Annotated in this window: 17 protein-coding genes; 9 read left to right on the plus strand and 8 right to left on the minus strand. The window is 47.9% G+C overall.

Features of this window, described 5'->3' with window-relative positions:
* Nucleotides 1–298: 298 nt before the first annotated feature.
* Complete coding sequence (locus tag AB3R30_RS19535) at nucleotides 299–838, plus strand: FMN-dependent NADH-azoreductase (protein WP_458650894.1); 540 nt, start codon at nucleotides 299–301, stop codon at nucleotides 836–838.
* A 34-nt stretch (nucleotides 839–872) separates the two neighbouring features.
* On the plus strand, nucleotides 873–1,277 hold the full coding sequence (locus AB3R30_RS19540; RefSeq protein WP_458650895.1) for an MAPEG family protein: 405 nt from the start codon (nucleotides 873–875) through the stop codon (nucleotides 1,275–1,277).
* 30 nt (nucleotides 1,278–1,307) lie between these two features.
* On the opposite strand, the gene AB3R30_RS19545 is transcribed toward AB3R30_RS19540, so the two are convergent.
* Both AB3R30_RS19545 and AB3R30_RS19550 read right to left on the minus strand, forming a co-directional pair.
* Nucleotides 1,308–1,907 carry a DUF3611 family protein gene (locus AB3R30_RS19545; RefSeq protein ID WP_458650896.1) on the minus strand — a complete coding sequence of 200 codons (600 nt, stop codon included), beginning with the start codon at nucleotides 1,905–1,907 and terminating at the stop codon, nucleotides 1,308–1,310.
* Between the two features lie 101 nt (nucleotides 1,908–2,008).
* Entirely contained in the window at nucleotides 2,009–3,079 is a 1,071-nt protein-coding gene (locus AB3R30_RS19550) for an AI-2E family transporter (protein ID WP_458650897.1), read from the minus strand.
* Nucleotides 3,080–3,248: 169 nt separating this feature from the next.
* Here AB3R30_RS19550 and AB3R30_RS19555 point away from each other — a divergent pair, with 169 nt between their 5' ends.
* From AB3R30_RS19555 to AB3R30_RS19575, 5 genes are all read left to right on the plus strand, one after another.
* Entirely contained in the window at nucleotides 3,249–3,668 is a 420-nt protein-coding gene (locus AB3R30_RS19555; RefSeq protein ID WP_458650898.1) for a DUF3110 domain-containing protein, read from the plus strand.
* Between the two features lie 40 nt (nucleotides 3,669–3,708).
* Nucleotides 3,709–4,620 carry an N-acetylmuramic acid 6-phosphate etherase gene (gene murQ / locus AB3R30_RS19560; RefSeq protein WP_458650899.1) on the plus strand — a complete coding sequence of 304 codons (912 nt, stop codon included), beginning with the start codon at nucleotides 3,709–3,711 and terminating at the stop codon, nucleotides 4,618–4,620.
* Between the two features lie 60 nt (nucleotides 4,621–4,680).
* The gene (locus AB3R30_RS19565) at nucleotides 4,681–5,235 is read left to right on the plus strand and encodes a 5-formyltetrahydrofolate cyclo-ligase (protein WP_458650900.1); all 555 of its coding nucleotides are present in this window, start codon (nucleotides 4,681–4,683) and stop codon (nucleotides 5,233–5,235) included.
* 52 nt (nucleotides 5,236–5,287) lie between these two features.
* Nucleotides 5,288–6,778, plus strand: coding sequence for a RecQ family ATP-dependent DNA helicase (locus AB3R30_RS19570; protein ID WP_458650901.1), 1,491 nt, complete (start codon nucleotides 5,288–5,290; stop codon nucleotides 6,776–6,778).
* Between the two features lie 873 nt (nucleotides 6,779–7,651).
* Complete coding sequence (locus AB3R30_RS19575) at nucleotides 7,652–7,981, plus strand: hypothetical protein (RefSeq protein WP_458650902.1); 330 nt, start codon at nucleotides 7,652–7,654, stop codon at nucleotides 7,979–7,981.
* A gap of 142 nt (nucleotides 7,982–8,123) precedes the next feature.
* Here AB3R30_RS19575 and AB3R30_RS19580 read toward each other — a convergent pair whose 3' ends face one another.
* The 3 genes from AB3R30_RS19580 to AB3R30_RS19590 all read right to left on the minus strand — a co-directional run bounded on the left by AB3R30_RS19580 (nucleotide 8,124) and on the right by AB3R30_RS19590 (nucleotide 12,107).
* Complete coding sequence (locus AB3R30_RS19580) at nucleotides 8,124–9,731, minus strand: glucose-6-phosphate isomerase (protein ID WP_458650903.1); 1,608 nt, start codon at nucleotides 9,729–9,731, stop codon at nucleotides 8,124–8,126.
* Nucleotides 9,732–9,937: 206 nt separating this feature from the next.
* On the minus strand, nucleotides 9,938–10,999 hold the full coding sequence (locus AB3R30_RS19585; protein WP_458650904.1) for a glucokinase: 1,062 nt from the start codon (nucleotides 10,997–10,999) through the stop codon (nucleotides 9,938–9,940).
* A gap of 85 nt (nucleotides 11,000–11,084) precedes the next feature.
* Nucleotides 11,085–12,107 (minus strand): 2-hydroxyacid dehydrogenase, encoded by a 1,023-nt coding sequence (locus AB3R30_RS19590; RefSeq protein ID WP_458650905.1) that lies wholly within the window; start codon nucleotides 12,105–12,107, stop codon nucleotides 11,085–11,087.
* A gap of 238 nt (nucleotides 12,108–12,345) precedes the next feature.
* Between AB3R30_RS19590 and ureE the strand changes: the two genes are divergently transcribed.
* The gene (ureE, locus tag AB3R30_RS19595) at nucleotides 12,346–12,798 is read left to right on the plus strand and encodes an urease accessory protein UreE (RefSeq protein WP_458650906.1); all 453 of its coding nucleotides are present in this window, start codon (nucleotides 12,346–12,348) and stop codon (nucleotides 12,796–12,798) included.
* 10 nt (nucleotides 12,799–12,808) lie between these two features.
* Nucleotides 12,809–13,513 carry an urease accessory protein UreF gene (locus tag AB3R30_RS19600; RefSeq protein WP_458650907.1) on the plus strand — a complete coding sequence of 235 codons (705 nt, stop codon included), beginning with the start codon at nucleotides 12,809–12,811 and terminating at the stop codon, nucleotides 13,511–13,513.
* A 61-nt stretch (nucleotides 13,514–13,574) separates the two neighbouring features.
* Here AB3R30_RS19600 and AB3R30_RS19605 read toward each other — a convergent pair whose 3' ends face one another.
* The 3 genes from AB3R30_RS19605 to AB3R30_RS19615 form a co-directional block, all read right to left on the minus strand.
* Nucleotides 13,575–14,567 carry an ABC transporter permease gene (locus AB3R30_RS19605; protein ID WP_458650908.1) on the minus strand — a complete coding sequence of 331 codons (993 nt, stop codon included), beginning with the start codon at nucleotides 14,565–14,567 and terminating at the stop codon, nucleotides 13,575–13,577.
* Nucleotides 14,568–14,577: 10 nt separating this feature from the next.
* The gene (locus AB3R30_RS19610) at nucleotides 14,578–14,877 is read right to left on the minus strand and encodes a hypothetical protein (RefSeq protein ID WP_458650909.1); all 300 of its coding nucleotides are present in this window, start codon (nucleotides 14,875–14,877) and stop codon (nucleotides 14,578–14,580) included.
* A 114-nt stretch (nucleotides 14,878–14,991) separates the two neighbouring features.
* Nucleotides 14,992–16,041 (minus strand): ABC transporter permease, encoded by a 1,050-nt coding sequence (locus AB3R30_RS19615; protein ID WP_458650910.1) that lies wholly within the window; start codon nucleotides 16,039–16,041, stop codon nucleotides 14,992–14,994.
* Nucleotides 16,042–16,083 lie beyond the last annotated feature (42 nt).

Here is a 16,083-nt window from a genome sequence, read left to right on the forward strand (position 1 = left end):
ACGGATATGGGAGGAGCCACATTCAGGACATTGCATAGCGATTTCCCTTGATTCATATCTTTATTATGCAACGCCCGATCTTTTGTTTGCTGAATTATTTCTTTTGGTAAGTTCATCTGTTTCCAAGATTGATTTTCAGGCATAACGACTGGTATTCATCAAGTTAACCCGCGCCTACCCAAACCATTCCTCGCCTGAATTTGCAGCAAGCGCACTGGGCGGGGAGCAAGCGATAGATAGTGGTGAACGATTGCACTCTCGCAAGCTTACCAAAGAGTTTGTTGAGAGATGACAGCAGGTGCATCCGGCTGATACGGTTATCTATCGAGATATCGGACGCAACCCCGTTCCCCATGTAGATGAGCCGTGGATTGCAGCAGGTTATACCCCACCAGAACAACGAACTTCTGAACTATGGGAAGCGATTCGCATAAGAGATCGCCTCGTAGATGAGTTCTTAGCGGCTGATATCTACATCATTGGTGTTCCAATGTATAATTTCGGCATTCCCAGTATGCTCAAAGCGTATATTGATCAAATTGTGCGAATCGGGCGAACCTTTGTTTTTGAACCAGAGAATGCTGCAAACCCTTATCAGCCGCTCGTATTGGGTAATAAAATGTTCGTCATCTCCGCACGAGATAGTTCTGGATATGGAGCAGGTGGACAGTATGAAACGTTGAATTATCAAACCCCTTACCTAGCAACAATTTTTGGGTTCATTGACATTATAGACATTACATTTATCGATGTTGAGAATGATGAGTCGGACGGACAAAAACTACTAGATGCGATCGCCACGGCTCGTAACCAAATTGCTCAACTAGTAATACGGTAAAATCATCAGGAACATCTAATCACTCAAAACCGCTATGAGTACTACTGAGATGACGTTCTCGCTCTGGGGTTTAGTAATTTTCATTGCATGGACGATCTCGATTGTTGCTCTGCTGCTCATCGTCAGGATTCGACATTTATCTGCAGGTGGCTCTCCTAAAGATTTTGGAATCCAAAACGATGAAAGCTTACTGTGGCGGCTTTATCGAGTGCAGGCTAACTTAGTTGAGAATCTGCCTTTGTATATTGGGGTTGTGTTTCTCCTGACGGTTCGCGGAGTATCTGGAACAGCAGTAGATTGGCTGGTGGTTGTGTATATCGGATTTCGGCTTGTGCATTCACTGATACACATCGCTGGCATCAATCCGATATTTCGGCTCTTTAGCTTAGTGATTCAGTTAGTTTGTCTAGTCGCCTTAACGGTTCTCGCTATCTTTTAGTTGAGAAACCTCTACAAAGAGAGTAGACGCTTAATCGGATGAGTTGCGATGTTGTCCCACTTGATAGAGCAGCAACAACGACACAATTACACCTACTAATCCAGCCGCGATCGCACACACCATAGCTTGAATGGCGATGATATTAGAAGGCGTGATCAAGGCTCCCGGTGCCATGACGGTTCCCGCCGATTGAGGAGCAATCACTGTCGCGCCTTGGGGTAAAGTCATCATTCTGAAAGTCAATTCTCCTACTCGTGATAATGCGATGATGACCGCGATCGCCATAATGCTGAGGTTGGCAACCAATCCTAGCCGAAGATCGTGGATGACCTGAGATTTTGCAGGTCGCAGATCCCGAATCTCTACTTTGTTGGCAAGTTGCGTGTAGCGAAAACACCAATAGATGCTGAAGAGCAAAATGATTAGACAGGCGATCGCCAGCCATAGACCCAAGGAAAACCCCATCTGTCGCTGCTTCGGGCTAAACAACACCGTTGTCACTACTACAAGGATTGGAATAAACCCCAGCAGAGCTTGTAGACAAAAGCCAATCCAGCCTAAAGATCGGAGCGATCGGGCAATCTGTTGAGGAGTTGAGTTAGCCGTTTCAAGATTAAGAAAATCAAACATAGACTGAAACCTTTTAAAGAAGTAGACAATGCCGATAAAGAAATAGCCAGTGCCGAGTAAAGAAAGCTAAGACTGCTGGGCAAGCACAGAAATTGAATTTATCAAAAGTGTTCTGATCGCGGCTCAACCTCTGGTAAATCTGCTTCTGATAGTGGGGTTGGTTCTTCCTGCACTGATCGTATCCAGGCGGCAATCATCCCGGCGATTGGGATGGATAGAAAGACTCCCAATAATCCAGCAACCCGTTCGCCAATAAACAGGGCAAGAAATAAGAGAACTGGGTTTAATTCCAGCGCTTCTCCCATCACTTTAGGATGCACAAAGTTATCTTGAACCTGTTGCAGCACCATACAAGCAATCACGACTTTCAATGCCATTTCACCGCCCTGAGAGGCAAAGACTAATAGGCTAATGACTAGCACTCCGAGGGTCGCTCCAATTCCAGGAATGGCATCTAGCACTCCAATAATCACTGCCAAAATCAGGGAATACTTAACGCCTAAAATTGAAAAGATAATAAAACTAACGCTCGCCAAAAACAACATTAACAAGAGTTGTCCGCGCAAAAAACCAAGAAAACTTTGGCGAAAAGTTTGGGCAAAGCGATCGCGCGAACCAACTGGCACTAGCTTGAGAGACAAGTGCCATAGTTTATCCCCATCAATCAGCATGTACAAACTAATGACTGCCCCAAAAATCCCCGCGAAGACGCTGGAAAACAGACCTTGCACTAAGCCCAAACCGGAAGCCAGACCTGTTTGAAGAGTGCCAATTATTTTGCTGAGGTCGAGTTGATCTAAGAAACTTCGGAATGGCAACAGACTTTTCTGATTCAAACCCTCTCTGAGGTTTGCTAACAATCCCTGCCCTTGGTTCAGCACTTCTAGCCCAACCAGCGTAGTCATCCCTAGCAATAGGGCGACTGCTCCTACAAAAACAAGGGCGATCGCCACTCCTCTCGGTAAATAGCGGGATAGCCAAACTACCGGATAGTTTAACAGTGCAGCAAAGATGCCTGCCACGGTGAATAGCGCGATCGTTCCATAGAAATAATTAATCAATAAAACGGTGACCCAACCACAGCCAAAGAGCAAAAGGTAGCGCAGCAAGGCAGAATTATTTAGGGTTTGCCACAGGCTAGACGACGGTTGAGAAGGGGGCGGCAAACGCATAATGAATTCTCCTGTTTAAATTTAGCCATGCTTAGGGTTCACAGTTAATCATACGGGTTGGAATGCCGCCTAATCGAATCGCGCAACAACCCTAACCCCTGATGGATTTTAGTGTAGGTGTAAATCTCCAGTAAAATTGGAGAGTGCTACTTTGAAAATTGCTGAAACTATGCGTGTATTTATATTGTTATTTAATGCAGGAACCAATAATGAAGGTCTTCATAGCTTACAAATGGGTGAACATAATGTTGTGTTGATGTTTGAAGAGGAAGATGATGCAACTCGCTATGCGCTATTGCTAGAAGCACAGGACTTTCCAGTTCCAACAGTAGAAGCTTTTGACCAGGAGGAAATTGAGGAATTTTGCCAGAGTTCTAGCTACCAATGCCAAATTGTCCCGAAAGGATTTGTGCCCCAATCTGACGCAGAACGGCTGCTACTTGCGCCACCTGAAACGAATGTGGACGATGCTGAGTGGCAAATCAACCGTCCTGTCGTTGAGAATCAAGATCACTTGGATGATTCGGATAGCACCATGCCAAGAGATGCTTTAGAACAGATTCGGCGGCAGTTGGAAGGATTGTTGTAAGCAGTAAAGTGTCAGCAGTAAAAAGTATTAGGACGATCGCATGAAGGATTTGCAACGCGGTTATTTGTTGACGGAGCAGGCAAACCCCAATAGTCACAATTTAGACCTGCGATCGCCATTAGAACTGGTCGATTTATTTGTTCAAGAGGATGCAAAGACCATTGCCGCGATCACCCAAGCCCGTGAAGAGTTGGCAGAAACCATTTCCCAAACGGCGGCGGCACTGCGAAAAGGGGGACGTTTGTTTTATATTGGCGCAGGCACCAGTGGGCGGCTGGGTGTATTAGATGCCGCTGAATGTCCGCCTACTTTTTGCACTCCACCAGAGCAGGTGCAGGGCATTATTGCGGGTGGCGCGGGTGCATTGGTTCGCAGTTCTGAAGATTTGGAAGACCGCCCAGATGATGGAGCAAGCGCGATCGCCCACCATCAGATTACTTCTCAAGATGTGGTCATCGGCATTACCGCAGGCGGCACCACTCCCTATGTCCACGGGGCATTACAAGCTGCTCGACAGCGAGGAGCCACCACCGTTTTTATTGCCTGTGTTCCGAAAGATCAAGTCACCGCCGAGGTTGATATTGATATTCGCCTGTTGGTGGGAGCGGAAATTCTTGCAGGTTCTACCCGCCTCAAAGCAGGCACCGTGACCAAACTTGCGTTGAATATTATTTCCACAGGCACGATGGTGCAACTCGGTAAAGTGTATGGTAATCGCATGGTAGATGTGGCGGTGACGAATACCAAACTCCACGATCGCGCCCTTCGTATCCTTTGCGACCTCACCGATCTCACCCGTGAAGATGCAGGATATTTGCTAGAACGCAGCGATCGCAATGTCAAACTCGCCCTGCTGATGCACTGGACAGGATTGGGGAAAGATGCAGGCGATCGCTTGCTCAGTAAGCATCAGGGAAATTTGAGAATTGCTATGCAGGAAATAAGTAAATAAGTTTTAAGTTTTGAGTTTTGAGTTTTGAGTGAATGACATCTAGCACCTGAAAACTGAAAAGTGAATAAGAAAGAACTCCGGCGATCGCTGCTAAAAACTCGTCAATCGTTGTCACTAGAAATCTATGAGTATCAGAGTTTGCAGATTTGTGAAAAGCTAAAAGAATCTCAATTGTTTGCCGATGCAAAACTGATCTTGGCGTACTTTAGCATTCGTCAAGAACCAGATTTAAGTTCGTTATTTACACTGCCTAAAACTTGGGGATTCCCTCGCTGTATGGATGCTGAATTGGGCTGGCATGAATGGTCATCTAATAATTCCCTGCCCTTACAAAAAGGGGCGTTTGGTATTTTAGAACCTCATGCTGATTCGCCTATGATTCAACCTGCGGCGGTGGATTTAATCTTGGTGCCTGCTGTTGCCTGCGATCGCCAGGGTTATCGTTTAGGGTACGGCGGCGGCTATTACGATCGCTTGCTCAGCACATCTCCCTGGAATCAAAAAACCACCATTGGCATTGTGTTCGATTTTGCCTATCTGTCCACCGTGCCCAACGACCCTTGGGATCAGCGCTTGCAGGCAGTTTGCACCGAGTCTGGATTATTTTCCTGTTGAGTTTTTGTGTCTTGGGGGAACTCTGAAGTTAACCCAGGGTGCCATCATAACTATGACAATTCAACCGATCAAACGCTCTAGCCAGCTAGTTAGCCAGTCAGCTAGCCAGACGACCATTCAAGCAACGCTTCAGCAAATTTGGGGTTATTCCAGCTTTCGTCCGCCCCAAGGGGAAATTGTTGAGTGTTTATTGCAAAAACGCGATGCGCTGATTATTTTGCCTACAGGCGGCGGAAAATCGGTTTGCTTTCAGCTTCCGGCATTGATGCAGCCCGGTCTAACGCTGGTCGTGTCGCCGCTGGTAGCGCTGATGGAAAACCAAGTACAAGAATTGCACCAGCGCGATCGCCGCTTTCAAAACTCCGTGGCGTTACTCCATAGTGAACTGGCGCGATCGCTCTCTAGGCAAACTCTCTGGGCATTGGAACATCAGCGGTTGCGCTTACTTTACCTGTCTCCAGAAACGTTGCTGAGTCCGCCAGTTTGGGAGCGATTGTGCCAGCCAGAGTTGAAAATTAATCGGCTAATTTTAGATGAAGCCCATTGTTTGGTGCAGTGGGGAGACACGTTTCGTCCAGCGTATTATCGCTTGGGAGCAGTCCGTTCAGCCTTGTTGCAGGCAAAACCAGCAGGCAGCCAAATTGAGATCGCTGCATTTACTGCCACGGCTGATCCGCAGACCCAGCAAACAATTCAGCGGGTGTTGCAACTCAAGCAACCGAAAGTCTTCCGCCAAAATCCTTATCGCGCCAATCTCAACTTAACGGTTCAAGTCGTGTGGACACTGCGCCAACGGCGATCGCGGCTGCTTCAGTTCATCCAGGCACACTCCAATCAGTCGGGCTTGGTCTATGTGCGATCGCGGCGGGACGGTGAAGAACTAGCGGATTGGCTGACTCAACAAGGATTTTCCACGGCGGCTTATCATGCCGGACTCTATGCAGGCGATCGTCGCCAAATAGAGCAAGATTGGATCGCCAACACGCTGCAATTTGTGATTTGTACGAGCGCGTTTGGCATGGGCATCAACAAGTCGGATGTGCGATGGATTGTGCATTTTCATGTGCCGCTGTTGCTGTCTGAATTTGTGCAGGAGGTGGGACGCGCCGGACGAGATGGCAACCCTGCCGATGCCCTCACTTTGATCAGTGAGAGAACCGGATGGCTCGATCCCCAGGACAAACAGCGCCGACAATTTTTTGAAGCCCAAACCCAAAAACACTATCGCACTGCCCAAGAACTGGTTGGCAAACTGCCGCTGCAAGGGGAAGTTGCCGCCGTCAGCAAACAGTTTCCCGGAAGCGCGATCGCCCTTTCTCTCCTGCATCAAGCGGGTTGTTTAGACTGGACAGATCCATTTCACTATGGGCTTCAACCCGAAGCGCGATCGCCAAAATTTAGCCAATCCAATACCGCCACTCAGCAGATGACGGACTATTTTCACACAAAAAACTGTCGCTGGCAGTTTCTCCTCAATGCCTTTGGCTTCATCCAAGAAGCCCAATCGTTTCGCTGTGGTCATTGCGATCGTTGTCGGCGTTAGGCTGTGATAGCCTTCGCGGGTCTGTCTCAATAGCGTCCAATTGTGTAAGGGATATTCCTATATGTTTGCTCTACTGCCTTTTCTATCAGGTACTTTACTCACTCTAATTTTCTATTCAAAGCAGAAAGATTGGCGAAATCAGACTTCAAGAAAAGATTATTAGGTACTTAGTTGGGTTCAGTATAATTTTCCTAATCATCAATATTGGACATTACTTCCGCAATTTTCTAGTTTTCGGTTTGCCAATCTCGACATATCCTTTTAAGTGGGGCAATGAAATTTATAGCCTCCCAGTATTTATTTCAAGCGTGCTCAGAAATATTAGTTTGCATATAACTCCTCCTTTTTTTGACGGCACAAATATTGATCATTTTCTTATCAAAATACATGAGTTCTTGGGGGTTAATCCAGTTGATCCAAGACTCAATATTCCGGGCGGTTACTATCCGACAGAATTCACCACTCAAAGCCTACAACTTTTCGAGGATATAGCAGGTAACTCTTTTCATTTTTGGCTTGCGCTACTTGCGATCTCACTACTTTTCAAAGATAAGAACCTGCAAAATAACAAAATATTGGTTGCTTATTGTTTAGCAACAATTTTCTCGTTTTTAACGTTTTGCCTGCTGCTTAAATGGCAGATTTGGAACAGTCGGCTTCATCTACCAATCTTTATCTTGATGTGTCCTGTTATTAGCATTGTTTTAGCACAAACTTTAAATCGAAGAATTGCTCAATGTCTTCTGACGATACTACTAATAACTGCCTTACCCTATCTTTTACTCAATGAGACAAGGCAAATTGCTACAGCAAATAACATTTTTAATACGGATCGAACCACACAATACTTTGCAGCTCGATCAAGTCTACAGAATGATTATGTTAAGTGTGGCAAACTTAATTAGCCAGAATTCTTGCCGTGAGGTTGGTTTGATTCAACGTCCCGATGCCTGGGAATATCCGCTGTTAATTGCTATTAATCACAGGAGTTCACAACCCATTCGGGTTGAGCATATTAATGTTACGAATCCTTCAAAAATCATGGCTGAAAATTCTTACTACCGCAGCTTTCAGCCTTGTATGGTGGTGTCAATTGGTTTGCCCCTAGTTCAGCAAATAAGTGTTCATAGCCAGATTTACAATGCGATTGAATGGCGAAATACAAATTCTTCAGACTCAATGCGAGTATTTCTCAAGCGTTGAAGTAGTAAGTGAATTGTCTTTTAAGTTGTAGCTCTTAAAACCTAGAATGCTTTGTAAACAAGAGGCTTAAACCCCTTGTTTATGAAATTTGAATTTTGGTTACTACTCATCACGATTCCAAAACCCAAAGTTACTTTGTACTCTAACTAGCAGAAACAGTCAGGCTAGAGGGTTTGGCGCGATCGCCTTCTAATCGAACACCGCGATCGTTTGCCTCTAGGTGCCGGAGGATTTTATAGATTGTTTCAATCTCGTCGGGTGCGCCTGCTTGAATTGCCAACTCTGTCAAAGAGATTGGCTGACCTGCATCTTTCAGGGCTGCGATCGCTCTTGTTTGCAGATCTAGCACCGAAGCCGCCGCTTTTTTACCCGCCTCTACTCCCGGCTGATGGTAGGCGTTAACGTTCACCAAGGACGCATACAAACCCACAGCGCGTTCATAAAGGGCAATCAACAGTCCCACCGTGTAGGGTGTCACTTCAGGAATCGTAATGACGATCGAGTCGCGACGATTATCGTATAGGGCGCGGCGGGTGCCTTGCAGCAACCCAGAGAGATAATCGCCCGATGTTGCCCCCGGTTCTACTTCAATTGAGTCGCCTTCTCGATCTTGCAGCACTTCAATGAAGGTGGCAAAAAAGTTGGGAACCCCTTCCCGTAGCTGTTGAACGTAAGCATGTTGGTCAGTCGAACCTTTGTTGCCATAAACGGCGATTCCCTGGTTAACAACCTTGCCATCCAGATCCGTTTCCTTGCCTAAAGACTCCATGACTAATTGCTGCAAGTACCGCGAGAACAGGAGCAAGCTGTCTTTATAGGGCAAGATCACCATATCTCTTTCGCCCTTGCCATTTCCGGCATAGTACCAGGCGAGAGCAAGCAGGGCGGCGGGGTTTTGCTTTAGGTCAGGAATCCGGGTAGCGCTATCCGCATCCTTTGCTCCCTGCAAGATGGCGCGGACATCAATGCCTTGCAAGGACGCTGCCAGCAAACCGACTGCGGAGAATTGAGAGGTGCGTCCGCCGACCCAATCAAACATGGGAAACTCGGCAACCCAGCCTTCCATGCCGCCTAATTCGTCGAGCTTGCTACCCTGCATCGTAATGGCAACGGCGTGTTTAGGAAAGTTTAGGTTTTGCAGTTCGTAGGCATGTTTGACTTCTAACATGCCGTTGCGGGTTTCGGGGGTGCCGCCCGATTTGCTGGTGACGATAACGAGGGTGCTTTTGAGGCGATCGCCCAGCTTATTCAACACCCGATCAATCCCAGCGGGATCGGTATTGTCAATGAAGTGAATTGGCATAGGAGAATCAAGCGGCGACAGCGCCTCAGCCACAAACTGAGGTCCCAAGGCAGAACCGCCAATGCCAATAGAAAGAATATCGGTGAACTTGGGGGCTTCGGGCGGAACAATTTCGCCAGAATGGACTTTTTGGACAAAGGTTTCGATCTGCTTGAGAGTGTCAATGATTTCCTGACCCAGTGACAGCGGGGCAAGATCAGGATCGCGCAGCCAATAGTGACCCACCATGCGGTTTTCGTCGGGGTTGGCGATCGCGCCGCCTTCCAACGCCGCCATATCTTGAAAAGCTTTCTCAAATTTGGGTTTGAGCGTCTCTACGAGCGAGTCGGTAAATCGCATCCGGCTAATATCCAGATATAGCCCTAACCCTTCGTGGTAATAGAGCCAGTCTTCGTAACGTTTCCAGAGTGCTTGAGTGTCCATCTCTTTACTTACACTTGCAACCATAATGACGCTACCAAATTGTTTCAACGTGTTTGACAAATCAGCCCACTGTTCTACTTTTCTGACCCGCGATCGCAGGAATATAGTATGACAGGGTTTAATCCACGATCCTTAACAGACTTTACCAGGGTAATCTAAGCGATGCGCTAAGTCCATTTTGCGAACTTCCTGGGATTATTGTTATGTTCTGCGATACATCTTGGATTCAGTCAGTGTCGCAGTTGAGCCGCACAAAGCGCCGAACCCAGTAAACCCACACGGGGATTTAGCACCACATGGATTGGAATTTGGGCGATCGCTTTACTCACCCGCCCTTTGTCATCAAATGCGTCTAAAAAATCGCCCTGCTGCATCAACGGTAAGTTTTTAGCCGCAATGCCACCCGCAATATAGAGTCCTCCATAGGGCAATATTTTCAGAGCAAGATTACCGGCTTCGGCTCCATAGGCGCGCACAAATAAATTCATGGTTTCCTCACACAAATAGTCTCGGTTATTTTGAGCATGATAAGAAATTGCTGAGGGTAGATCGATGGTTTTTTCTGCTTTACCTAACTCCTGTTGCCAAGTTTGAAAGATTGCAGCCATTTCTGGCGAATCTTTGGCAATGCTCCGGCTCTGCATAAACAAATAGATCGATTCAATGCCCATGCCAGAGACCACCCGCTCAACCGACACGCGCCCCAAATCATACCGCTCTTTGAGAAAACGCAAAAGCTGATATTCCAGTTCGGATCGGGGGGCAAAGTCCGTGTGTCCGCCTTCGGTGGCAAATACGCGATCGCCGCCTTGATGCGGGATAACATAGCCTTGCCCCAGACCAGTTCCGGCTCCAATGATGGCGATCGCCCCAGTGGGATCGGGTGACCCCGCTCGCAGCGTACAGATATCGTCTGGCGGCAATGCCAGCACCCCATAACCAATCGCGGCAAAATCGTTGATTAGCGTCACTTGAGGAATGTGCAAACTCCGCTGCAAATCTTCTGCCTGTAATACCCAGCCTAAATTGGTCAGCTTTGATGTGTGCTGCACAACCGGTCCAGCAATGCCAAAACAAGCACATTCCGGCAGCCGCAACTCACCCAGAGCCTCATTTGCATGGCTGATAAACAACCGCACCATGGGGACTAGATCAGGAAAGTCGCGGCTGGGATAAGTTTGTTCGTAGAGTGTTTTTAAGGAATGCAACCTTGCGGAATCTGTTTGATCAGCTTGCACTAAACGCAAAATCGTTTTTGTACCGCCAACATCTCCAGCCAGCAAGATTGTCATAATTACTATCCACGTTGCTCAGTTTACGTTTTCAATTTTGCGTTGCTTTAGGCGGAGCGTCATCTCCTTTTGAAAAATGGCAACCTTATGAGGCGATCGCAGGCGCTTTTTCCAGCGGCTTAATTTCATTCGACAGGGGCTTTCCTTGGGCAAACTCGGTAATGCTTGCCAGGGTCGTTTGAGAAATGGTGCCGATCGCTTCTTGGGTGAAAAACGCTTGGTGCCCGGTCATAATCACATTTGGGAATGATAATAGTCGCTCGATCACGTCATCTTGCATAATCTCCGAGGATAGATCTTCAAAAAATAGCTCGGATTCTTGTTCATACACATCTAAACCCAATGCGCCAATTTGTTTAGATCGCAACCCCGCAATCACCGCTTCCGTATCTACTAATCCGCCCCGGCTCGTGTTGATGACCATCACACCGGGCTTCATTTGGGCGATCGCGGCTTGATTGATCAGATAATGATTGTCGGAGGTGAGGGGACAGTGAAGCGAAATCACATCCGACTGGCTAAACAATTCTGGCAGGGTGACATACTTGCCGCCCAAGTCGCTTTCAAACTGGGGATTGGGATACAAATCATAGCCCAGCAGCTTACAGCCGAAACCATGCGTCATAATTTTGGCGAAAATTTGACCAATTTTTCCGGTGCCAATAATGCCAATCGTGCGATCGTGCAAATCTACGCCCATCAAGCCATCTAGGGCAAAGTTGTTGTCACGGGTGCGGTTGTAAGCGCGATGAATTTTGCGATTCAAGCATTGCAACAGCGCTACAGCATGTTCTGCCACAGAATAGGGCGAGTAGACTGTTACCCGCACGACTTGGATGCCCAGTTCTGCTGCGACATTTAGATCCACATTGTTAAACCCAGTGCAGCGCAAGGCAATCAACCGGGTGCCGCCTGCTGCCAAAATTTTTAAGGTATCGGCACTAGCATCATCATTCACAAAAATACAGACTGCTGCATATCCATTTGCCAGGGCAGCAGACGCGGGGTTCAATGGGGTTTCGTAAAAAACAAGTTCGTGGTCATCGTGGTTGGCATCTGTGAGAAATTGGCGATCGTAAAATTTGGTGCTAAAAACGGCAACTTTCATAGCATGACCCTTTAAGCGAAGAAAGCACTGTTTCAAAATTTACCTTACCAGTGCATTTTTTGCAGTGCTGCCTGACTCATTGACAGGCAAGATTTTGAATTGCACTATAACGCGATGTGCAACTAAGAACCCTCACCCCTAGCCCTCTCCCGCAGGGTGGGGAGTGTTTGCGTTGTTTCAGGAAAGTTGCACATCGCGTACTATAGGGCTAAACGAAGACCTTGACCTTAGATAAACGATGCGATCGCCTGTAACCTCCCCTTTCACGCAACGGTTAACCATTGAGCCAGATGGATCAGTTTTTCTAACATTGCCTCTCACGGCAGAAGACCGCACGCGATCGCGCCATCATTTTGAAACCGCTGATGGGCAATTGGTTTATCTGCAACTCCCCAGAGGCACCGTGCTACAGGATGGCGATTGGTTGCAAGCGGAGGATGGAGTGATCGTTCGGGTGATTGCCAAACCTGAACCCGTGCTAACGGTTACTGCCAAAAAACCGCTTTATCTGTTGCAGGCGGCTTACCATCTGGGCAATCGCCATGTTTCCCTCGAAATCGCTCCTACCTACCTTCGCCTTTCTCCCGATCCCGTTCTGCGCGATCTCTTGCTTCATCGCGGTTTACAGATTACTGAAGAAATCCAACCCTTCCAGCCCGAAAACGGAGCCTATGGACACCATCAGCACTAATGAATGACGAATGGCGAATGATGAATCTCTGACGCTAATGAATAATGAATCCCTTCTCTATCTTTTGCAGCTTGCTAGTCCAGCGCTTCCTGTAGGAGCGTATAGTTACTCTGAAGGGCTGGAGGCGTTGGTCGAGTTGGGCAAGCTGACCAGCCAGGAGACGCTAGCCGAGTGGTTGACTCAAGAGTTGCGCTGGGGGGCAGTACGCTTAGAAGCTGCGGTAATGATCCGGAGCTATGAAGCGATAAATAACCAAGATTTTGAGGCGGTGAATCGGTGGAATAGGTGGTTGACGGCAGCCAGGGAAACGGAGGAGTTGAGACAGCAAAGTTTACAAATGGGGCGATCGCTGCTAAAGCTCCTTTTAGATCTGCATCCTGAATTAGCCAGTATTTACGAACTGTTACAAAAAGAGGACTGTAACTTTGCGATCGCTTATGCGATCGCGGCGGCACACTACCAGCTTGACTCACACGCTGCTCTGCTGGCTTACCTGTATAGCTGGACTGCCAATTTAGTGAGTGCTGGAGTCAAGCTAATTCCCTTAGGGCAAACAGCGGGACAACGCCTATTGTTGACGATGCAGCCTGCCCTAAAATATGCTGTCGAAGAAATTTCAATGCTACAAGCCGATGACCTGTGTAGCTGTAGTTGGGGGCTGTCTTTAGCCAGCATGGGGCATGAACGGCAATATAGTCGCTTGTTTCGGAGTTAAATTTTGTAGTTAAATTAGGGTGATTTTTGAGGCGATAGCGTCATCAGTCTTGCTCAAGTCATCAGTCTTGCTCAAACAGTTGACCCAAGGCAGCGGGAGGAGTACTGTGAATCGCTTGCCCAGCCACACGAGCAATTTGTGGCGGAAACCGCTTGAGCAGGCGCTCTAACCACTCACTGGAAGTCAAAACTAGGAAAAAAATCATCAGCACAAACGGTGCTACTGTCAAAACCTGAGTGGGGACATTGGGAATCGCACTTTGTGCCACACTTGCCAGGGATTGTAAACTGCCAAACAGGTAACAACTGAGGGCGACCCGTAAGGGATTCCAGCCGCCAAAAATCACGATCGCTAGGGCAATCCAGCCATATCCCGCTGTGTGGCGATGGCTCCAGCCTGCCTTAAAGTCCAAGGAAAAAGCGGCTCCAGCAATTCCCATTAGCGCCCCCCCCAAGAGAGTATAAAAATAGCGCATCAGGATCACATTGGTGCCACGAGCAAAGGCGGCGGCAGGTTGTTCACCGATCGCCCGTAGTATCAACCCAGAGCGGGTGCGATAGAAATATATCACCGTTAACCCAATCAATAAGTAGCTGGCATACACGAGCAAATCATGCTGAAAAAACAGCGCGCCAATGACTGGAATATCTTGTAAAATCGGGACTTTAAAGCTGGGAACAGTCGGTCCAGGAATCCGAACAAAGGCGTTGCCCAGAAACGACGATAAATCTGCACCCAAAAGCGCTAAGACAAACCCGATCGCAACTTGCGATTGCTTCAGGGTCAACGCGCCAAATGCGACGATTAGCGCAATCAGCGCCCCGACGATCGCCGCGCCTGTGAATCCAAGCAGTAAGCTGGGCGTATTTCCCAATCCTTCAGCGGTTTTGGCGATCGCAAAGCCCGTCATCGCACCCAATAAAATTGTGCCCTCTGCCGATAGATTAATCACCCCTGCCCGTTCTGCTATCGTTTCACCAATGCAGGCAAACACTAACGGAGTAGAAGTGGCGATCGCCACTGACAGAATCGGAATCACCTGCGCCATATCCATAGAAAACCTTCTACCGGATTAAAAATTCTACCTTAGGCAACAGCGGATCTTGCACCATGCCAACCCCTGTAAAGCCCCAGCGCTTCAACACGCCTTCTAGCTGGGTTCCTGAAGTGGTTTCCACGGCAAAGCGATCAGCTAGCTCCCTCGCGTGGGTATTGAGATAGCTCAGAGCATCCGCATGTTCTTGAAACAGCAGTAAAAAGCCGGGATCTGCCGGAGTGCGATCGCCCTCATTCCGATTGGGACGAGCCACGAGATATTGCCCATCGGCTCTAGAACGAACTAAATAATAAGTTTGGGAAATCATAAAAGAAAATGTTGAGGGGGAGAAAATGTCGAGTGCCGAATGTCGAGTGCCGAATGTCTAAAGGAGAGTTTTGGACTCGTAATTCGTAATTCGTAATTCGTAATTCGTAATTCGTCACTCGTCTGCTCCTAGCTTGATGCGTGGATCAACGACCTTGAGCAGCAAGTCCGCCAGCAGATTACCGGCGATTAGCATGGCGGCACCGATCATTAAACTTGCCATGACTAGGTAAATGTCTTGTGCTAGGAGCGCTTGATAGATCAATCGCCCTAAACCGGGCCAATTGAAGAAGTATTCAGTGATAAAAGATCCGCTGAGGAGGGCGGCAAATTCAAATCCTAGCAGGGTGATCAACGGGTTAATGGCGTTTCGCAGCGCGTGAATATAAATCACTCGGTTTTCTGGTAGCCCTTTTGCACGAGCCGTTTGAATATAATCTTGCCGCAAAACATCTAGGAGTTGCCCTCGCATAATCCGCTGGAGTCCGGCAAAGCTCGTGATGCTGAGTGCCAAGGTTGGCAACACCATATGCCACGCAATATCGCGGATTTTGCCCAATAGGGTCAGGTCATTAAAATCAATGCTGGTCATGTCTCCCACGGGAAACAGGGGGGTGGTATTTTGGGCAAAAATCAGCAGTAATAAGGCGGCAATAAAGCTAGGAAAGCCCTGCCCAATGTAGCTGATGACTCGAAAGATGCGATCGACCAGACGATTTTGGTTGACCGCACCAATGATGCCCATGGGAACCGCGATCGCCCAAGTTACTATCAGGGACGCGATCGCCAATAGCAGCGTTGCCGCCACCCGTTCCCACAGCAGCGATGACACCGAACGGTTATAGACAAAACTGGTGCCAAAGTTTCCCTGCGACACGACCTGCCACAGCCACCGCAGATATTGATCCCACCAGGATTTATCTAAGCCAAACTGCCGTTTCAGTTGTTCAATTCGCTCTGGTGAAATTTTTGGGTTTTCCTTCAGCGTACTGAGGTAATCTCCAGGTGCAAGCTGAATTAACGCAAAGCAGAGCAGGGATGCCAACAGCAGCGTGACCAAACCTTGCAAAACGCGCTTCACAATATAGGCAAACGTGTCGCTGGTGAAAAAAGACAACACTGCATCAAAGCCCGATGTCATTCGTTCTGGAGCCGATGTACTCATGATTCTAATGGTTACCGTGAAGCACTTTCTGCAAGAAATTGG

It is taken from the genome of Sivoneniella epilithica UHCC 1019 (assembly GCF_040830845.1).
Taxonomy (GTDB): Bacteria; Cyanobacteriota; Cyanobacteriia; order Leptolyngbyales; family Leptolyngbyaceae; genus ULC077BIN1.